Annotated in this window: 13 protein-coding genes; 4 read left to right on the top strand and 9 right to left on the bottom strand. The window is 70.9% G+C overall.

From position 1 onward, the window contains the following. Window positions 1–3: 3 nt before the first annotated feature. Genes ACZ4QV_RS28525 through ACZ4QV_RS28550 form a run of 6 tightly spaced genes read right to left on the bottom strand, consistent with a single transcriptional unit; the run spans window position 4 to window position 5868 of the window. Window positions 4–1260, bottom strand: a complete 1257-nt coding sequence (locus ACZ4QV_RS28525; RefSeq protein WP_361142466.1) for a cysteine desulfurase — start codon at window positions 1258–1260, stop codon at window positions 4–6. After that, entirely contained in the window at window positions 1257–2021 is a 765-nt protein-coding gene (sufC, locus tag ACZ4QV_RS28530) for a Fe-S cluster assembly ATPase SufC (protein ID WP_361142469.1), read from the bottom strand. The genes ACZ4QV_RS28525 and sufC overlap by 4 nt, the downstream gene beginning before the upstream one ends. Before the next feature lie 6 nt (window positions 2022–2027). Next, the gene (locus ACZ4QV_RS28535; protein ID WP_125056971.1) at window positions 2028–2363 is read right to left on the bottom strand and encodes a non-heme iron oxygenase ferredoxin subunit; all 336 of its coding nucleotides are present in this window, start codon (window positions 2361–2363) and stop codon (window positions 2028–2030) included. Continuing rightward, window positions 2360–3544, bottom strand: a complete 1185-nt coding sequence (gene sufD / locus ACZ4QV_RS28540) for a Fe-S cluster assembly protein SufD (RefSeq protein WP_361142473.1) — start codon at window positions 3542–3544, stop codon at window positions 2360–2362. The genes ACZ4QV_RS28535 and sufD overlap by 4 nt, the downstream gene beginning before the upstream one ends. Before the next feature lie 57 nt (window positions 3545–3601). Beyond that, on the bottom strand, window positions 3602–5023 hold the full coding sequence (sufB, locus tag ACZ4QV_RS28545; RefSeq protein ID WP_361142475.1) for a Fe-S cluster assembly protein SufB: 1422 nt from the start codon (window positions 5021–5023) through the stop codon (window positions 3602–3604). Continuing rightward, on the bottom strand, window positions 5020–5868 hold the full coding sequence (locus tag ACZ4QV_RS28550; protein WP_361588434.1) for a helix-turn-helix transcriptional regulator: 849 nt from the start codon (window positions 5866–5868) through the stop codon (window positions 5020–5022). Before ACZ4QV_RS28550 ends, sufB begins: the two co-directional genes overlap by 4 nt. A gap of 370 nt (window positions 5869–6238) precedes the next feature. Between ACZ4QV_RS28550 and ACZ4QV_RS28555 the strand changes: the two genes are divergently transcribed. From ACZ4QV_RS28555 to ACZ4QV_RS28565, 3 genes are all read left to right on the top strand, one after another. After that, the gene (locus ACZ4QV_RS28555) at window positions 6239–7201 is read left to right on the top strand and encodes an ABC transporter ATP-binding protein (protein ID WP_361588436.1); all 963 of its coding nucleotides are present in this window, start codon (window positions 6239–6241) and stop codon (window positions 7199–7201) included. Continuing rightward, the gene (locus ACZ4QV_RS28560; protein WP_361142483.1) at window positions 7198–8001 is read left to right on the top strand and encodes an ABC transporter permease; all 804 of its coding nucleotides are present in this window, start codon (window positions 7198–7200) and stop codon (window positions 7999–8001) included. The genes ACZ4QV_RS28555 and ACZ4QV_RS28560 overlap by 4 nt, the downstream gene beginning before the upstream one ends. A gap of 171 nt (window positions 8002–8172) precedes the next feature. After that, entirely contained in the window at window positions 8173–9228 is a 1056-nt protein-coding gene (locus tag ACZ4QV_RS28565) for a COX15/CtaA family protein (protein ID WP_361588438.1), read from the top strand. Here the strand turns inward: ACZ4QV_RS28565 and ACZ4QV_RS28570 are convergent. The 3 genes from ACZ4QV_RS28570 to ACZ4QV_RS28580 form a co-directional block, all read right to left on the bottom strand. Next, on the bottom strand, window positions 9192–10247 hold the full coding sequence (locus tag ACZ4QV_RS28570; protein WP_361142489.1) for an amidohydrolase: 1056 nt from the start codon (window positions 10245–10247) through the stop codon (window positions 9192–9194). The two genes, ACZ4QV_RS28565 and ACZ4QV_RS28570, sit on opposite strands and share 37 nt — an antisense overlap. Window positions 10248–10377: 130 nt before the next feature. Further along, window positions 10378–10761, bottom strand: a complete 384-nt coding sequence (locus ACZ4QV_RS28575) for a hypothetical protein (RefSeq protein WP_361637187.1) — start codon at window positions 10759–10761, stop codon at window positions 10378–10380. A 122-nt stretch (window positions 10762–10883) separates the two neighbouring features. Beyond that, window positions 10884–11834: a heme o synthase gene (locus tag ACZ4QV_RS28580; RefSeq protein WP_361142495.1), complete on the bottom strand. Its 951-nt coding sequence runs from the start codon at window positions 11832–11834 to the stop codon at window positions 10884–10886. 520 nt (window positions 11835–12354) lie between these two features. Here ACZ4QV_RS28580 and tkt point away from each other — a divergent pair. Further along, the gene (gene tkt, locus ACZ4QV_RS28585) at window positions 12355–14433 is read left to right on the top strand and encodes a transketolase (protein WP_361637190.1); all 2079 of its coding nucleotides are present in this window, start codon (window positions 12355–12357) and stop codon (window positions 14431–14433) included. Window positions 14434–14444 lie beyond the last annotated feature (11 nt).

Below are 14444 nucleotides of genomic sequence, written 5' to 3' on the forward strand. Positions count from 1 at the left end.
TCCTCATCCGAAGAAGTTGCGGACGTGCTCCAGCCCCTCGACGAGGGCGTCGACCTCGGCCGGAGTGGAGTACAGGTAGAAAGACGCTCGCGTGGTCGCGGGAATTCCGTACCGCAGGCAGACCGGCCGCGCGCAGTGGTGGCCGACCCGGACCGCGATGCCCTGCTCGTCGAGAACCTGGCCCACGTCGTGCGGGTGGATGTCACCGAGCGTGAAGGAGATCGTCGCGCCGCGGTCCTCGGCCGTGGCGGGGCCGATGATGCGCAGGTCCGGGACCTCCAGCAGCCGCCGGACGGCGTACTCGGTGATCGCGTGCTCGTGCGCGGCGATGTTCTCCATGCCGATCGAGGAGAGGTAGTCCACGGCCGCGCCGAGGCCGACGGCCTGCGCGATCGGGGGCGTGCCCGCCTCGAACTTGTGGGGCGCGGGGGCGTAGGTCGAGGAGTGCATGGACACCGTCTCGATCATTTCGCCGCCGCCGAGGAACGGGGGCAGGTCCTCCAGGAGTTCCTGACGGCCCCACAGGACGCCGATGCCGGTCGGGCCGCACATCTTGTGGCCGGTGAAGGCCACGAAGTCGGCCTGGAGGGCCTGGACGTCCAGCACCATGTGCGGGGCGGCCTGCGAGGCGTCGATGCAGACCAGCGCGCCGACCTCCTGGGCGCGGCGGATGATCGCCTCGACCGGGTTGACGGTGCCCAGCAGGTTGGAGACGAGCGTGAAGGAGACGATCTTCGTACGGTCGGTGATGACCTCGTCGATCGTGTCCAGGTCGAGCCGGCCGTCGTCGGTCAGCCCGAACCACTTCAGCTTCGCGCCGGTGCGCTGCGAGAGCAGTTGCCACGGCACGATGTTGGAGTGGTGCTCCATCTCGGTGATGACGATCTCGGTGTCGTGATCGACCCGGTACGGCTCGTCCGCCCAGCCGAGCATGTTGGCCACGAGGTTGAGCGACTCCGAAGCGTTCTTGGTGAAGATCACCTCGTCGCGGCTGGGCGCGTTGACGAAGGCGGCGACCTTGTCGCGCGCGCCCTCGTACAGCGCCGTGGCCTCCTCGGCGAGCACGTGCACGCCGCGGTGGACGTTGGCGTTGTAGCGCTCGTAGTACCCGTTCAGCGCGTCGAGCACCTGACGGGGCTTCTGGGAGGTGGCCGCGTTGTCCAGGTACACGACCTTCTTCCCGTCATGGATCTGTCGGTCCAGGATGGGGAAGTCCTTGCGGATCGCCTCTGTGTCGAGGAGGCCCGGCAGCTTTGTCACGCGGTTGCGCCACCCTTCACGTACTCCTCGTAGCCCTCGGCCTCCAGCTTGTCCGCCAGCTCCGGGCCGCCGGACTCGGCGATCCGGCCGTTGGCGAAGACGTGGACGTGGTCGGGCTTGATGTACCGGAGAATCCGGGTGTAGTGGGTGATCAGCAGGGTGCCCACGTCACCGGACTCGCGGACGCGGTTGACGCCCTCGGAGACGACGCGCAGCGCGTCGACGTCCAGGCCGGAGTCGGTCTCGTCGAGGATCGCGATCTTCGGCTTGAGCAGCTCCAGCTGGAGGATCTCGTGGCGCTTCTTCTCACCGCCGGAGAAGCCCTCGTTGACGTTGCGCTCGGCGAAGGCCGGGTCCATGGACAGCCGCTCCATGGCCTCCTTGACCTCCTTGACCCACGTACGCAGCTTCGGGGCCTCGCCGCGGATGGCGGTGGCCGACGTACGCAGGAAGTTGGAGACCGAGACGCCGGGGACCTCGACCGGGTACTGCATGGCGAGGAAGACGCCGGCGCGGGCGCGCTCGTCGACGGACATCTCCAGGACGTCCTCGCCGTCGAGGGTGACGGTGCCGCCGGTGATCGTGTACTTGGGGTGACCCGCCAGCGAGTAGGCGAGGGTGGACTTGCCGGAGCCGTTGGGGCCCATGATGGCGTGCGTCTCGCCCTGCTTCACGGTCAGGTCGACGCCCTTCAGGATCTCGCGCGGGCCGCCTTCGGCCTCGACGGAGACGTGCAGGTCGTGGATCTCAAGCGTTGCCATGGGGACTCAGGACTCCTGGGTGACGGAGACGAGCACGGAAGCGTCCGCGCCTTCTCCTTCGATCTTTACGGGGTATACGGGGACGGGCTGCGTGGCGGGGAGCCCGGACGGCTTGCCGGTGCGCAGGTCGAAGCTGGAGCCGTGCAGCCAGCACTCGATCGCGCAGTCGTCCACCTCGCCCTCGGACAGGGAGACGTTCGCGTGCGAGCAGATGTCGTTGATCGCGAACACCTCCCCCTCGGTACGGACGAGGGAGACCGGCACGCCGTCGATCTCGACGCGCTTGGGGCTGTCCTCCTCCAGCTCGGCCAGCCCGCAGGCGCGTACGTAGGCCGGGCTCATGCCACGGACGCTTCCAGCTCGGCCTCGATCTTGGCGATCAGGCGCTCCTCGACGTCCGGCAGGCCGATCTGCTGGACGAGTTCGGTGAAGAAGCCGCGGACGACCAGCCGGCGGGCCTCGTCGGCCGGGATGCCGCGGGCCATCAGGTAGAACAGCTGCTCGTCGTCGAAACGGCCGGTCGCCGAGGCGTGGCCGGCGCCGACGATCTCGCCGGTCTCGATCTCCAGGTTGGGCACCGAGTCGACCCGCGCGCCGTCGGTGAGCACGAGGTTGCGGTTGAGCTCGTAGGTGTCCGTGCCGGTGGCGGCGGCCCGGATGAGTACGTCGCCGATCCAGACGGCGTGCGCGTCCTGGCCCTGGAGGGCGCCCTTGTAGACGACGTTGGAGCGGCAGTTCTGCGCCTCGTGGTCGACGAAGAGGCGGTGCTCCTGGTGCTGGCCGTTGTCGGTGAAGTACAGGCCGTAGAACTCGGCCTCACCGCCGGGGGCCGCGTAGGTGACGCGCGGGTGCAGCCGGACCACGTCGCCGCCGAAGGTGACGACCACGGACTTGAAGCCGGCGTCCCGGCCGACCAGCGCGTTGTGCTGGCCGACGTGGACGGCGGTGTCGTCCCAGTCCTGCACGGAGACGACGGTCAGCTTGGCGCCGTCGCCGATGAGGTAGTCGACGTTGGCGGCGAGCGTCGCGTCGCCGGTGTGGTCGATGACGACGACGGCCTCGGCGAACGCGCCCAGCTCGATCACCTGGTGGCCGAAGGCCGTACCGCCCTCGCCGTGCACCGCGATGCGGATCGGCTCGGTGAGCACCGTCTCCTTGGGCACCGTGATGACGGACGCCTTCTCGAAGGAGCTGTACGCCTGGGCGGCGACCCGGTCGACGGGCTTGCCGGCCTTGCCGACCCGCGGGTCGTCGCGCTCGACGAGCTCGTGGGTGACGCCCTCGGGCGCCGTGATGTCGATCTTCAGGTCGGCGCCGGACGCGACGGCGGTGCCGTCGTGCAGGCCCTTCAGGCGCGCGAGGGGGGTGAAGCGCCACTCCTCCTCGCGGCCGTGCGGCACCGGGAAGTCCGCCACGTCGTAGGACGGCGGCGCGCTCATCCGGGTGGCGACGGTGGACTCGGCGGCCACCGCGATCGAACCGGTGGTCGTGGACCCCGCCGGGATTGTCTGAGCCTCAGCCATGGCTGTCGTCGTGCTCTCTTCCTCGTGAGAATTCAGTCGCTGCGTGCGCGGGGGGCGTCAGCCGACCGCGCCTTCCATCTGCAGCTCGATCAGCCGGTTCAGCTCCAGCGCGTACTCCATCGGCAGCTCGCGGGCGATCGGCTCGACGAAGCCGCGCACGATCATCGCCATCGCCTCGTCCTCGGACAGGCCGCGCGCCATCAGGTAGAAGAGCTGGTCGTCGCTGACCTTGGAGACGGTCGCCTCGTGGCCCATCGTGACGTCGTCCTCGCGGACGTCCACGTACGGGTAGGTGTCCGAGCGGGAGATCGTGTCGACGAGCAGGGCGTCGCACAGCACGTTGGACTTGGAGCCCTCGGCGCCCTCGCCGATCTCGATCAGGCCGCGGTAGGACGTACGGCCACCGGCCCGCGCCACCGACTTGGAGACGATGTTGGAGGACGTGCGGGGAGCCATGTGGACCATCTTGGCGCCCGCGTCCTGGTGCTGGCCCTCGCCCGCGAAGGCGATGGACAGGGTCTCGCCCTTGGCGTGCTCGCCCATCAGGTAGACGGCCGGGTACTTCATCGTCACCTTGGAGCCGATGTTGCCGTCGACCCACTCCATGGTCGCGCCCTCGTAGGCGACGGCGCGCTTGGTGACCAGGTTGTAGACGTTGTTCGACCAGTTCTGGATCGTCGTGTAGCGGCAGCGGCCGCCCTTCTTCACGATGATCTCGACGACCGCGGAGTGCAGCGAGTCGGACTTGTAGATCGGGGCCGTGCAGCCCTCGACGTAGTGGACGTAGGCGTCCTCGTCGACGATGATCAGCGTCCGCTCGAACTGACCCATGTTCTCGGTGTTGATGCGGAAGTACGCCTGGAGCGGGATGTCCACGTGCACGCCCTTGGGGACGTAGATGAACGAGCCGCCCGACCAGACCGCGGTGTTCAGCGAGGCGAACTTGTTGTCGCCGGCCGGGATCACCGTGCCGAAGTACTCCTTGAAGAGCTCCGGGTGCTCCTTGAGCGCGGTGTCGGTGTCCAGGAACAGGACGCCCTGCTGCTCCAGGTCCTCGCGGATCTGGTGGTAGACCACCTCGGACTCGTACTGCGCGGCCACACCCGCGACCAGCCGCTGCTTCTCCGCCTCGGGGATGCCCAGCTTGTCGTAGGTGTTCTTGATGTCCTCGGGCAGGTCCTCCCAGGAGGCGGCCTGCTGCTCCGTGGAGCGCACGAAGTACTTGATGTTGTCGAAGTCGATGCCCGACAGGTCCGAGCCCCAGTTCGGCATGGGCTTCTTGTCGAAGAGCTTCAGGCCCTTGAGGCGGAGCTTGAGCATCCACTCGGGCTCGTTCTTCTTGCCCGAGATGTCGCGGACGACCTCCTCGGACAGGCCGCGCTTGGCGGAAGCGCCGGCCACGTCGGAGTCGGCCCAGCCGTATTCGTACGTGCCCAGGCCCTCAAGCTCAGGGTGAGCAGTCTCCGTGGGGAGAGTCATGCGGGGTTCCTCCCGGCCGTGCTTGCAGAAGCATTGGTGGTCTTGGTGGTGCGGTGGGCGGTCTTGCCGGCGGCCTCGCGGCCCTTCGGGACGAAGGTCGTGCAGACACCGTCGCCGTGGGCGATGGTGGCAAGACGTTGCACGTGGGTCCCCAGCAGGCGGGAGAAGACCTCGGTCTCCGCCTCGCACAGCTGCGGGAACTGCTCGGCGACGTGGGCGACCGGGCAGTGGTGCTGGCAGAGCTGCTCACCTAGCTGATGACTGGGCGCGCTGCGTGCCGTAGCAGCGTACCCGTCCGCGGTCAACGCCTCGGCAAGTGCCTGCGTACGTCCTTCGGGGGACGCGGACTCCACGCTCGCGCGGTAGCCCTCGGCCAGCGCGGCGAAGCGGGCGCGGGCGAACGCCGCGATCGCGGCCTCGCCCAGCTCGCCGCCGCCCGCGCTCTCCGCGATCCAGCGCAGCGCGTCGGCCGCGAGCTGGTCGTAGGACTGGTCGAAGGCGTCCCGGCCGCAGTCGGTGAGCGCGAAGACCTTGGCCGGGCGGCCGCGGGTGCGCGCGCCGTAGACGCGCTTCTCGCGGGGCTCGACCACGTTCTCCGCGACGAGGGTGTCGAGGTGGCGGCGGACGGCCGCCTGGGTCAGCTCCAGCCTGAGGGCCAGCTCGGCCGCGGTGGACGGACCGTGGTCGAGGATGGAACGCGCGACGCGGTTGCGCGTGCCCTGCTGTTCGTCGTGGTGCGGCGCGGCGCCGGAGGCGGACCGCGCCGTCCGTGCGGGCGCGGGGCGGTCCGGCCCGCCGGCCGGGCGGGCCGCGGTGCCTTCCTGTTCCTCGCTCGCATATTTCACAACGCCATTGTTGCGTAATTCCTCAGGCCGAGACAACCCTCTGCCGGATCACGGACCGGTGGCCTCGATCACTTAGGGTCACCTAATTGCCGCACCGGTCCGAGCTTCGTACGTGTGCACCGACACCCGTGGTGACCTGCGAGTTCGCCGGTTCCGGCAGCAGCCGGGGGTCCGCCTCGCGGCCCGGCCCGGGACCCGGACGATCTACGCCCCGCACAGGACCGCCCCGCTCCCCCACCCGAAGGACTCTGTTCTTTTTGTCGCGTGAGTCCGCCTTCTCCGGTTCCTCATCCGGTTCCTTTCCGGCGGGAGTCGGCACCTTTTCGCCCCCGCTCCTGCCGGCACCCCCGCGCTTCGTAGACTTCCGGTCATGCGCAGCGCCTCCTCCGGGGACACCCCCCGGACCCCCGGCCGTCCGCCTGCCGTCGAGGTCACCGGCCTGGTCAAGCGGTACGGGACCAAGACCGCGGTGGACGGCCTCGACCTCAGGGTCGAGGCGGGCTCGGTCACCGCCGTCCTCGGGCCCAACGGTGCCGGGAAGACCACCACCGTCGAGATCTGCGAGGGCTACCGCCGCCCCGACGCGGGCACCGTCCGCGTCCTGGGCCTGGACCCGGTCGCCGACGCCGCGGCGCTACGCCCCCGTATCGGCGTGATGCTCCAGTCCGGCGGCGTCTACGCGGGCGCCAGGGCGGAAGAGATGCTGCGGCACACCGCCAGCCTGCACGCGCACCCTGTCGACGTGGACCTGCTGATGGACCGGCTCGGCCTGGGCAGTTGCGGCCGTACGAACTACCGGCGGCTGTCCGGCGGACAGCAGCAGCGGCTCGCGCTGGCCATGGCCGTCGTGGGCCGCCCCGAGCTGGTCTTCCTGGACGAGCCGACGGCCGGGCTGGACCCGCAGGCCCGGCACGCCACCTGGGACCTCGTACGGGAACTGCGCGCCGACGGCGTCAGCACCGTACTGACCACCCACTTCATGGACGAGGCCGAGCAGCTCGCCGACGATGTCGCGATCATCGACGGCGGCCGGGTGATCGCCCAGGGCAGCCCGGAGGAGCTGTGCAAGGGCGGCGCCGAGAACACCCTGCGCTTCACCGGACGGCCCGGCCTCGACCTGGGCGCGCTGCTCAAGGCGCTGCCCGCGGACAGCGCGGCGGCCGAGCTGACGCCCGGCACATACCGGGTGACCGGCACGATCGATCCGCAACTGCTGGCGACGGTCGCCTCCTGGTGCGCGCAGCACGGCGTGCTGCCGGACGCCATAGCGGTCGAGCGGCACACCCTGGAGGACGTCTTCCTCGAACTGACCGGCAAGGAGCTGCGTTCATGACCGCCACCGGCACGACGGACGGGGGCGGCGCGGCCGTCGCCGGCACCTTCGCCCCCCGGCCCGGCGCGGCCCCGCTGCCCCGGATGATCCGCGCGCAGGCCCTCCTCGAAACGAGGATGCTGCTGCGCAACGGCGAGCAGCTGCTGCTGACCGTCGTCATTCCGACGCTGCTGCTGGTGCTGTTCTCCGCCGTCGACATCGTCGACACGGGCGCCGGCAAGGCGGTCGACTTCCTGGCGCCGGGCATCCTGGCGCTGGCCGTGCTGTCCACCGCCTTCACCGGGCAGGCCATCGCGACCGGCTTCGAGCGCCGGTACGGGGTCCTGAAGCGACTGGCCGCGTCGCCGCTGCCGCGCTGGGCGCTGATGACGGCGAAGACCTGCTCGGTGCTGGTGACCGAGATCCTCCAGATCGTGCTGCTGACGGTGATCGCGTTCGTGCTGGGCTGGTCCCCGCACGGCAACCCGCTGTCCGTGGTGCTGCTGCTCGTCCTCGGTACGGCGGCGTTCTCCGGCCTCGGCCTGCTGATGGCGGGCACCCTCAAGGCGGAGGCGACGCTGGCGGCGGCCAACCTCGTCTTCCTGCTGCTGCTGGTGGGCGGCGGCGTGATCGTGCCGCTGGACAAGTTCCCGGACGCGGCGCAGTCGGTGCTCGGGCTGCTGCCGATCTCCGCGCTGTCGGACGGCCTGCGGGACGTCCTCCAGCACGGCGCGGGCATGCCGTGGGGTGACCTCGGCATCCTCGCGGTGTGGGCGGTGCTCGGGCTGGGCGCGGCGGCCAGGTTCTTCCGCTGGGAGTAGCGGCTCTGCCCGGTTCCGGCCCCTGGACCTGGAGCGGTTCTGCCCGGTACCGGCCCCTGGGCCAGCCCGGTCCGGCGCTGGGACCGGGCGTGACCTGCGGGTACGTAAGAGACCCGCGCGTTGCCCACCCCCTCGTGAAACTTTGCACAAGCCGCCGCCTACGATGGCTGCGTGCCGAACACGTGGAACCCCTTTGAGCTGATCGCGCGCCGCTGGCAGCCCAGCGCCGCCTTCGTACGGCGGGCCGCGCTGGCCACCGTCGTGATGTCCGTCGTCATCGTGGTGACCGGCGGCGCCGTCCGGCTCACCCAGTCCGGGCTGGGCTGCTCGACCTGGCCCAAGTGCACCCCGGACAGCCTGACGCCGACCTCCGCGATGGGCATCAACGGCCTCATCGAGTTCGGCAACCGCCTGCTGACGTACGTGCTGTGCGCGTTCATCGGCGTGTTCATCATCGCGGCGCGGGCGCGCGCGCCGCGGCGCCGCTCGCTCACCCGGCTCGGCTGGGCGATGTTCTGGATCGTCATGGGCAACGCCGTCTGGGGCGGCATCGTCGTCCTGACCGGCCTGAACCCGTACCTGGTCGCCGCGCACTTCCTCCTCACCACCGCCCTGCTCACGGTCTCCGTACTGGCCTGGCGGCGCGCCGCCGAGGGCGACGAGGAGCCGCGCGACCTGGTCGCCCGCCCGGTGCGCCAGCTCGCCGGGCTGCTGGTCCTGGCGACCGGCGTGCTCACCGTCGTCGGTACGGTAGTCACCGGCGCCGGGCCGCACGCGGGCGACGCCAAGAAGGTCCACCGCATCCCGGTGGACTGGCACGAGATCACCCAGTTGCACGTCGACTTCGTCTACATCGTCGTCGGCCTGTCCGTGGCCCTGTGGTTCACGCTGCGCGCCGTCAAGGCACCGGCCGCGCCGCGCCGCATGATGCTGGAGCTGTTCGGCTGCATCCTGCTCCAGGGCGTCATCGGCTACATCCAGTACTTCGCGGGCCTGCCGGAGATCGTCGTCGGCCTGCACATGCTGGTCTCGACGCTGGTGTGGATCTGCGTCCTGCGGATCCACCTGGCGCTGCGCGACCGGGGGCCCGTACCGGCCGGTGAAGGGGAGACGGCCGCGCCCGGCACCGAGGTCCCCGCCCCCGCCGCCGAGCCCGCGGAGGCCACCGGAACCGCCGGTGCCGCCGCGCCTCAGCCGGCCGCCGGCGCCTCCGCCTCCAGCCGGTAGACGCGGCGCGCGGTCCCGGACGCGACCATGGCGGTGATCCGCCCCGCGTCCGCCCGCGCGCACATGCCTTCCTCGGCCCACTCCCGTACGACCCGTTCGACGGCCCGTACGAAGAAGCGCGCGCCCGTCACGTACAGCTCGGGCAGCGCCCGCGCCCCCGTGGAGAACATCAGCTTGCCGAACGGGGCCTGCCTGAGCGTTTCCGCGGGGTCCGGCCCGGCGTCCGCGTAGACGTGCGGATGGACGGCGGCCAACTGCGCCGCACGGCGGTGGTGCGGCGGCCGGGGCAGCAGCACCAGGTCCGTGCCGATACCGGTGGTGGCCTGCATGAACCCCGCCAGCGGCAGTGGATCGGGGCAGTGCAGCTGTACGGGTACGCCGGTGGCGACCGCGCTCCACAGCAGGTGCCGCAGCAGCGCCGGCTCGGTCAGCCGCTCCCCCGGCCTGCGGTCCCGCAGCCACCGTTCGGCCGCGCGCCGCACCTCGGCCGCCTCGGGGGCGCGGCCCTCGCAGAAGGTGGTGCCGGAGGCGAAGGCGGTGGCGTCCTGGGCGGCCGCGTAGATCGCTTCGGCCGTGTAGCCGACGAAGGAGTCGACGCTGCCGGAGGTGTCCGCGATCTGCTCGGCGAGCGGTTCGAGCCGTACGACCTCGTGGGCGCGGGCCTCGGCGGCGGCGGCCAGCTCACCGGCCGTGGTCAGCTCGCTGGGGGCACCGGTCTCCAGCAGGAACGTACCGATACCGGTGCCGCGCAGCAGCAGACGGCTCGCGTGGAAGGCGCCCAGCTCCCGCCTGCGGGCGAGGTAGCGGGCGGGCGGGCAGTGCGCCTCCAGGCCCAGCAGGGGCGGGCACCAGCGGCGTACGCCGAGGCCGGTCCAGCTGTCGAAGAAGGTGGTGCCGGCCGGCGCCGGGCCGTGGCCGCCGGAGGCGGCGGCCAGATGCGCCTCGAAGGCGCCGAGCCCGAGGTCTCCGTGGAGCGCGCCGTGGCTGTGCTGGTCCACGAGCCGTGGCAGTCGGTCCATCCGCCCCTCCTCGCCGAAGCCTAAGGCGCCCGCGGCGCCGAAAGCCCACCCGGCGCGGCACGGACGCCGCCCCTGGTGGGCTCAACGGACGACGCGGTCGTCAGGTAGCGGGCCCGGCCCGGCCCCGGCTTCAGGGGTTGGCCGGGCCACCCACCTGGATGCCCGCCATCCGCGACCATTCGTACGGACCGGTGCGCACCTTGGCCGCGAGGTCGCCGTCGAATTCCTCGTGCAAAGTGACTCCGGCCCGCTCGGCCGCGGCCCGCGCGACGTCCTGCGTCCCTGCGACGAGGTTGCCCCACTGGCCGTCCGCGCCGACCAGCGCGATCCGGACGCTGCCGCGGGCGATGTGGGCGAGCTGGCCGTCGGCGCTGCCGCCGTGGGAGGCGGCGAAGGCCGCGATCTCCTTGGCCAGCCGGGCGGCCCGCCGCTCGGCCCGCTTGTCCGCCCGACCCGGCGCGGGCTGCCCGCCGGTCTGCTCGTCCGCCGCGTCCGCCTGCTGTGTGTCTGCCATGGACAGGATGCTACCCGTCGGTAATCAGCGGGGGAAGAGCCGTCCGGGGCACCGCGCACACGCCGCGGGCCCGCCACGAACGGATCGTGACGGGCCCGGCGATACGTCTGCGCGGAAGCGCCCTACCGCAGGAACGGGTCCACGGCGATGGCGACGAACAGCAGCGACACATAAGTGATCGACCAGTGGAACAGCCGCATCTCCTTCAGCTTGGCCCCGGTGATCCCGGCCTTGGCGCGGGCCTGGAGACCGTGCGCCTCCTTCAGCCAGAAGGCGCCGCACAGCACCGCCACCACCGTGTAGAACCAGCCGGTGTAGCCGAGCGGCTGGAGCAGCAGCGACACCAGGACCATCACCCAGCTGTACGCCACGATCTGCCGCGCCACGGCCTTGTTGCCCGCGATGACCGGCAGCATCGGCACGCCGACCCGCTCGTAGTCGTCCTTGGCCTTCATCGACAGCGGCCAGTAGTGCGGCGGCGTCCAGAAGAAGATGACGAGGAAGAGGACGGCCGAGGCCCAGGAGACGGTGTTGGTCACCGCGGACCAGCCGATGAAGACCGGCATGCAGCCCGCGATGCCGCCCCAGACGATGTTCTGCGCGGTACGCCGCTTGAGGATCATCGTGTAGACGACGACGTAGAAGAGCAGGGCCCCGAGCGAGAGCATCGCCGACAGCGGGTTGACCAGGAACCAGAACCAGGCGGTCGAGCCGACCGCCAGTGCGGTCGCGAAGACCAGGCACTCGCGGGGGGAGACCATTCCGGTGACCAGCGGCCGCTGCGAGGTGCGGTCCATCAGGGCGTCGATGTCGCGGTCGATGTACATGTTGTACGCGGCCGCGCCGCCGGCGGAGAGATAGCCGCCCACGCAGGTGGCCAGCACCAGCCAGAGGTCGGGGACGCCACCGGCCGCCAGGAACATCACCGGCACCGTCGTCATGAGCAGCAGCTCGATGACGCGCGGCTTGGTCAGCGCCACGAACGCCTTGACTCGGGCCCCGAACGGACGGTGACCTGAACCCTGCGGGCTCGTTGTGAGCACCCCCGCAGGACGGGATTCGACGGCCGTCACGCACACCCCTGGAAGTAACATCAGCGGCTTGCGCCGCGAAGATAAGGCCAGCAAGCGTTCCCGGCCGTGAAGACCCGGTTAAGGCTTGCGCGTACCACGCCACTTTAGACGTTGGCCATACGACGGCCTTCGCGGGGGTGGGGTCGTGTTGAGGGGGTACCGGGGCGATTGGGGCCGTACCCCCCGATGGCTCCCTGGGCGCGCCGCGCCCCGGTCCCGGCACCCGCCCGCACCCCGCCACCACTCCGCACGGGCGCGCCTCCGCAGGCGCTTCGCCCGCCGTTCACGCCGTTCAGGAGGCGAAGGCGGGCACCGCCCGGCAGTCTGGAGTGGTGGCCGTCTCGTCCGGGGCGGGAATGTCCGGAGTCCGGATTTGGTTGCCTAAGGCGTCGAGTTTTCTCATGGTGAGCCGTCGACGCTCCGTCGAAAAGACGGCCGTAGATGCAGGGGTAGGCTCGACAACGCCCGGCGGACAAACCGTCCCCGGCATTCGACATGTGGAGAGGAGCCCTGACTCAGGGTGAGCACCAAGCCGACCACCACAGATTTCGAGTGGACCGACCTGGACCAGCGGGCCGTCGATACCGTCCGCGTCCTGGCCATGGATTCCGTGCAGAAGGTCGGTAACGGCCATCCGGGTACCGCCATGAGCCTCGCGCCGGCCGCTTACGTTCTCTTCCAGAAGCTGATGCGGCACGACCCGGCGGACGCGAAGTGGACCGGCCGCGACCGGTTCGTCCTCTCCGCGGGCCACTCCAGCCTGACCCTCTACATCCAGCTCTACCTGGCCGGCTACGGCCTGGAGCTGGACGACCTGAAGTCCTTCCGCACCTGGGGCTCCAAGACCCCCGGCCACCCGGAGTACGGCCACACGGTCGGCGTGGAGACCACGACCGGCCCGCTCGGCCAGGGTGTCGCCAACGCGGTGGGCATGGCCATGGCCGCCCGCTACGAGCGCGGTCTGTTCGACCCGGAGGCCGCCCCCGGCACCTCGCCGTTCGACCACACCGTCTGGTGCATCGCCGGTGACGGCTGCCTCCAGGAGGGCGTGTCGGCCGAGGCCTCGTCGCTCGCCGGCCACCAGAAGCTCGGCAACCTCGTACTGCTGTGGGACGACAACCACATCTCCATCGAGGGCGACACCGAGACCGCGATCTCCGAGGACACTCTCAAGCGCTACGAGTCGTACGGCTGGCACGTCCAGCGCGTCGACCAGCTCCCCAGCGGCGACCTCGACCCGGTCGGCCTGGCGCAGGCGCTGAAGGCGGCCCAGGAGGAGACCGAGCGTCCCTCCTTCATCGCGGCCCGCTCGATCATCGCCTGGCCCGCCCCGAACGCCCAGAACACCGAGGCCGCGCACGGCTCCGCGCTGGGTGACGAAGAGGTCGCGGCCACCAAGAAGGTGCTCGGCTTCGACCCGGAGAAGTCCTTCGAGGTCTCCGACGAGGTCATCGAGCACACCCGCGCCGCCTGGAAGCGCGGCAGCGAGGCGCACGCCGAGTGGGACCGCAAGCTCGCCGCCTGGCGCGAGGCCAACCCGGAGCGCGCCGCCCAGTTCGACCGCATCCAGGCGGGCGAGCTGCCGGACGGCTGGGAGAAGGCGCTGCCCGCCTTCGAGACCGGCAAGGGCGTCGCCACCCGCGCCGCCTCCGGCAAGATCCTCCAGGCGCTGGGCGCGGTCGTGCCCGAGCTGTGGGGCGGCTCCGCCGACCTCGCCGGCTCGAACAACACCACGATCGACAAGAACTCGTCGTTCCTGCCCGAGGGCAACCCGCTGCCCGAGGCCAGCCCGTACGGCCGCACGGTCCACTACGGCATCCGCGAGCACGCCATGGGCTCGACCATGAACGGCATCGCGCTGCACGGCAACACCCGCATCTACGGCGGCACCTTCCTGGTGTTCTCCGACTACATGCGCCCCGCCGTCCGGCTCGCCGCGCTCATGCAGCTGCCGGTGACCTACGTGTGGACGCACGACTCCATCGGCCTCGGCGAGGACGGCCCGACCCACCAGCCGGTCGAGCACCTGTCCGCGCTGCGCGCCATCCCGGGCCTGAACATCGTCCGCCCGGCCGACGCCAACGAGACCGCCACCGCCTGGGCCGAGATCCTGCGCCGCCACCAGAGCAAGCCGGCGCCGCACGGCCTCGCGCTCACCCGCCAGGGCGTACCGACGTACGAGGCGAACCCGGCCGCGGCCAAGGGCGGCTACGTGCTGTTCGAGGCCGAGGGCGGCGAGCCGCAGGTCATCCTGATCGGTACCGGCTCCGAGGTGCAGCTCGCCGTCGAGGCGCGCGAGGCGCTGCAGGCCGAGGGCATTCCGACGCGCGTCGTCTCGATGCCGTCCGTCGAGTGGTTCGAGGAGCAGGACCAGGGGTACCGCGACAGCGTGCTGCTGCCGACGGTCAAGGCCCGGGTCGCGGTCGAGGCCGGCATCGGCCTGACCTGGCACCGCTACGTGGGCACCCAGGGCCGCATCGTCTCGCTGGAGCACTTCGGTGCCTCGGCGGACGCCAAGGTCCTCTTCCACGAGTTCGGCTTCACCGCCGACGCGGTCGCCACGGCGGCCCGGGAATCGCTCGCAGCGGCCCAGCGCTGACGCCCGTACAC

It is taken from the genome of Streptomyces sp. NPDC026394 (assembly GCF_055567735.1).

Excerpts from the sequence above, each read along its gene's own strand:
- sufC (WP_361142469.1), bottom strand. The coding sequence starts at position 2,021 with ATGGCAACGCTTGAGATCCACGACCTGCACGTCTCCGTCGAGGCCGAA.
- ACZ4QV_RS28535 (WP_125056971.1), bottom strand. The coding sequence starts at position 2,363 with ATGAGCCCGGCCTACGTACGCGCCTGCGGGCTGGCCGAGCTGGAGGAG.
- sufD (WP_361142473.1), bottom strand. The coding sequence starts at position 3,544 with ATGGCTGAGGCTCAGACAATCCCGGCGGGGTCCACGACCACCGGTTCG.
- sufB (WP_361142475.1), bottom strand. The coding sequence starts at position 5,023 with ATGACTCTCCCCACGGAGACTGCTCACCCTGAGCTTGAGGGCCTGGGC.
- ACZ4QV_RS28555 (WP_361588436.1), top strand. The coding sequence starts at position 6,239 with ATGCGCAGCGCCTCCTCCGGGGACACCCCCCGGACCCCCGGCCGTCCG.
- ACZ4QV_RS28560 (WP_361142483.1), top strand. The coding sequence starts at position 7,198 with ATGACCGCCACCGGCACGACGGACGGGGGCGGCGCGGCCGTCGCCGGC.
- ACZ4QV_RS28570 (WP_361142489.1), bottom strand. The coding sequence starts at position 10,247 with ATGGACCGACTGCCACGGCTCGTGGACCAGCACAGCCACGGCGCGCTC.
- ACZ4QV_RS28575 (WP_361637187.1), bottom strand. The coding sequence starts at position 10,761 with ATGGCAGACACACAGCAGGCGGACGCGGCGGACGAGCAGACCGGCGGG.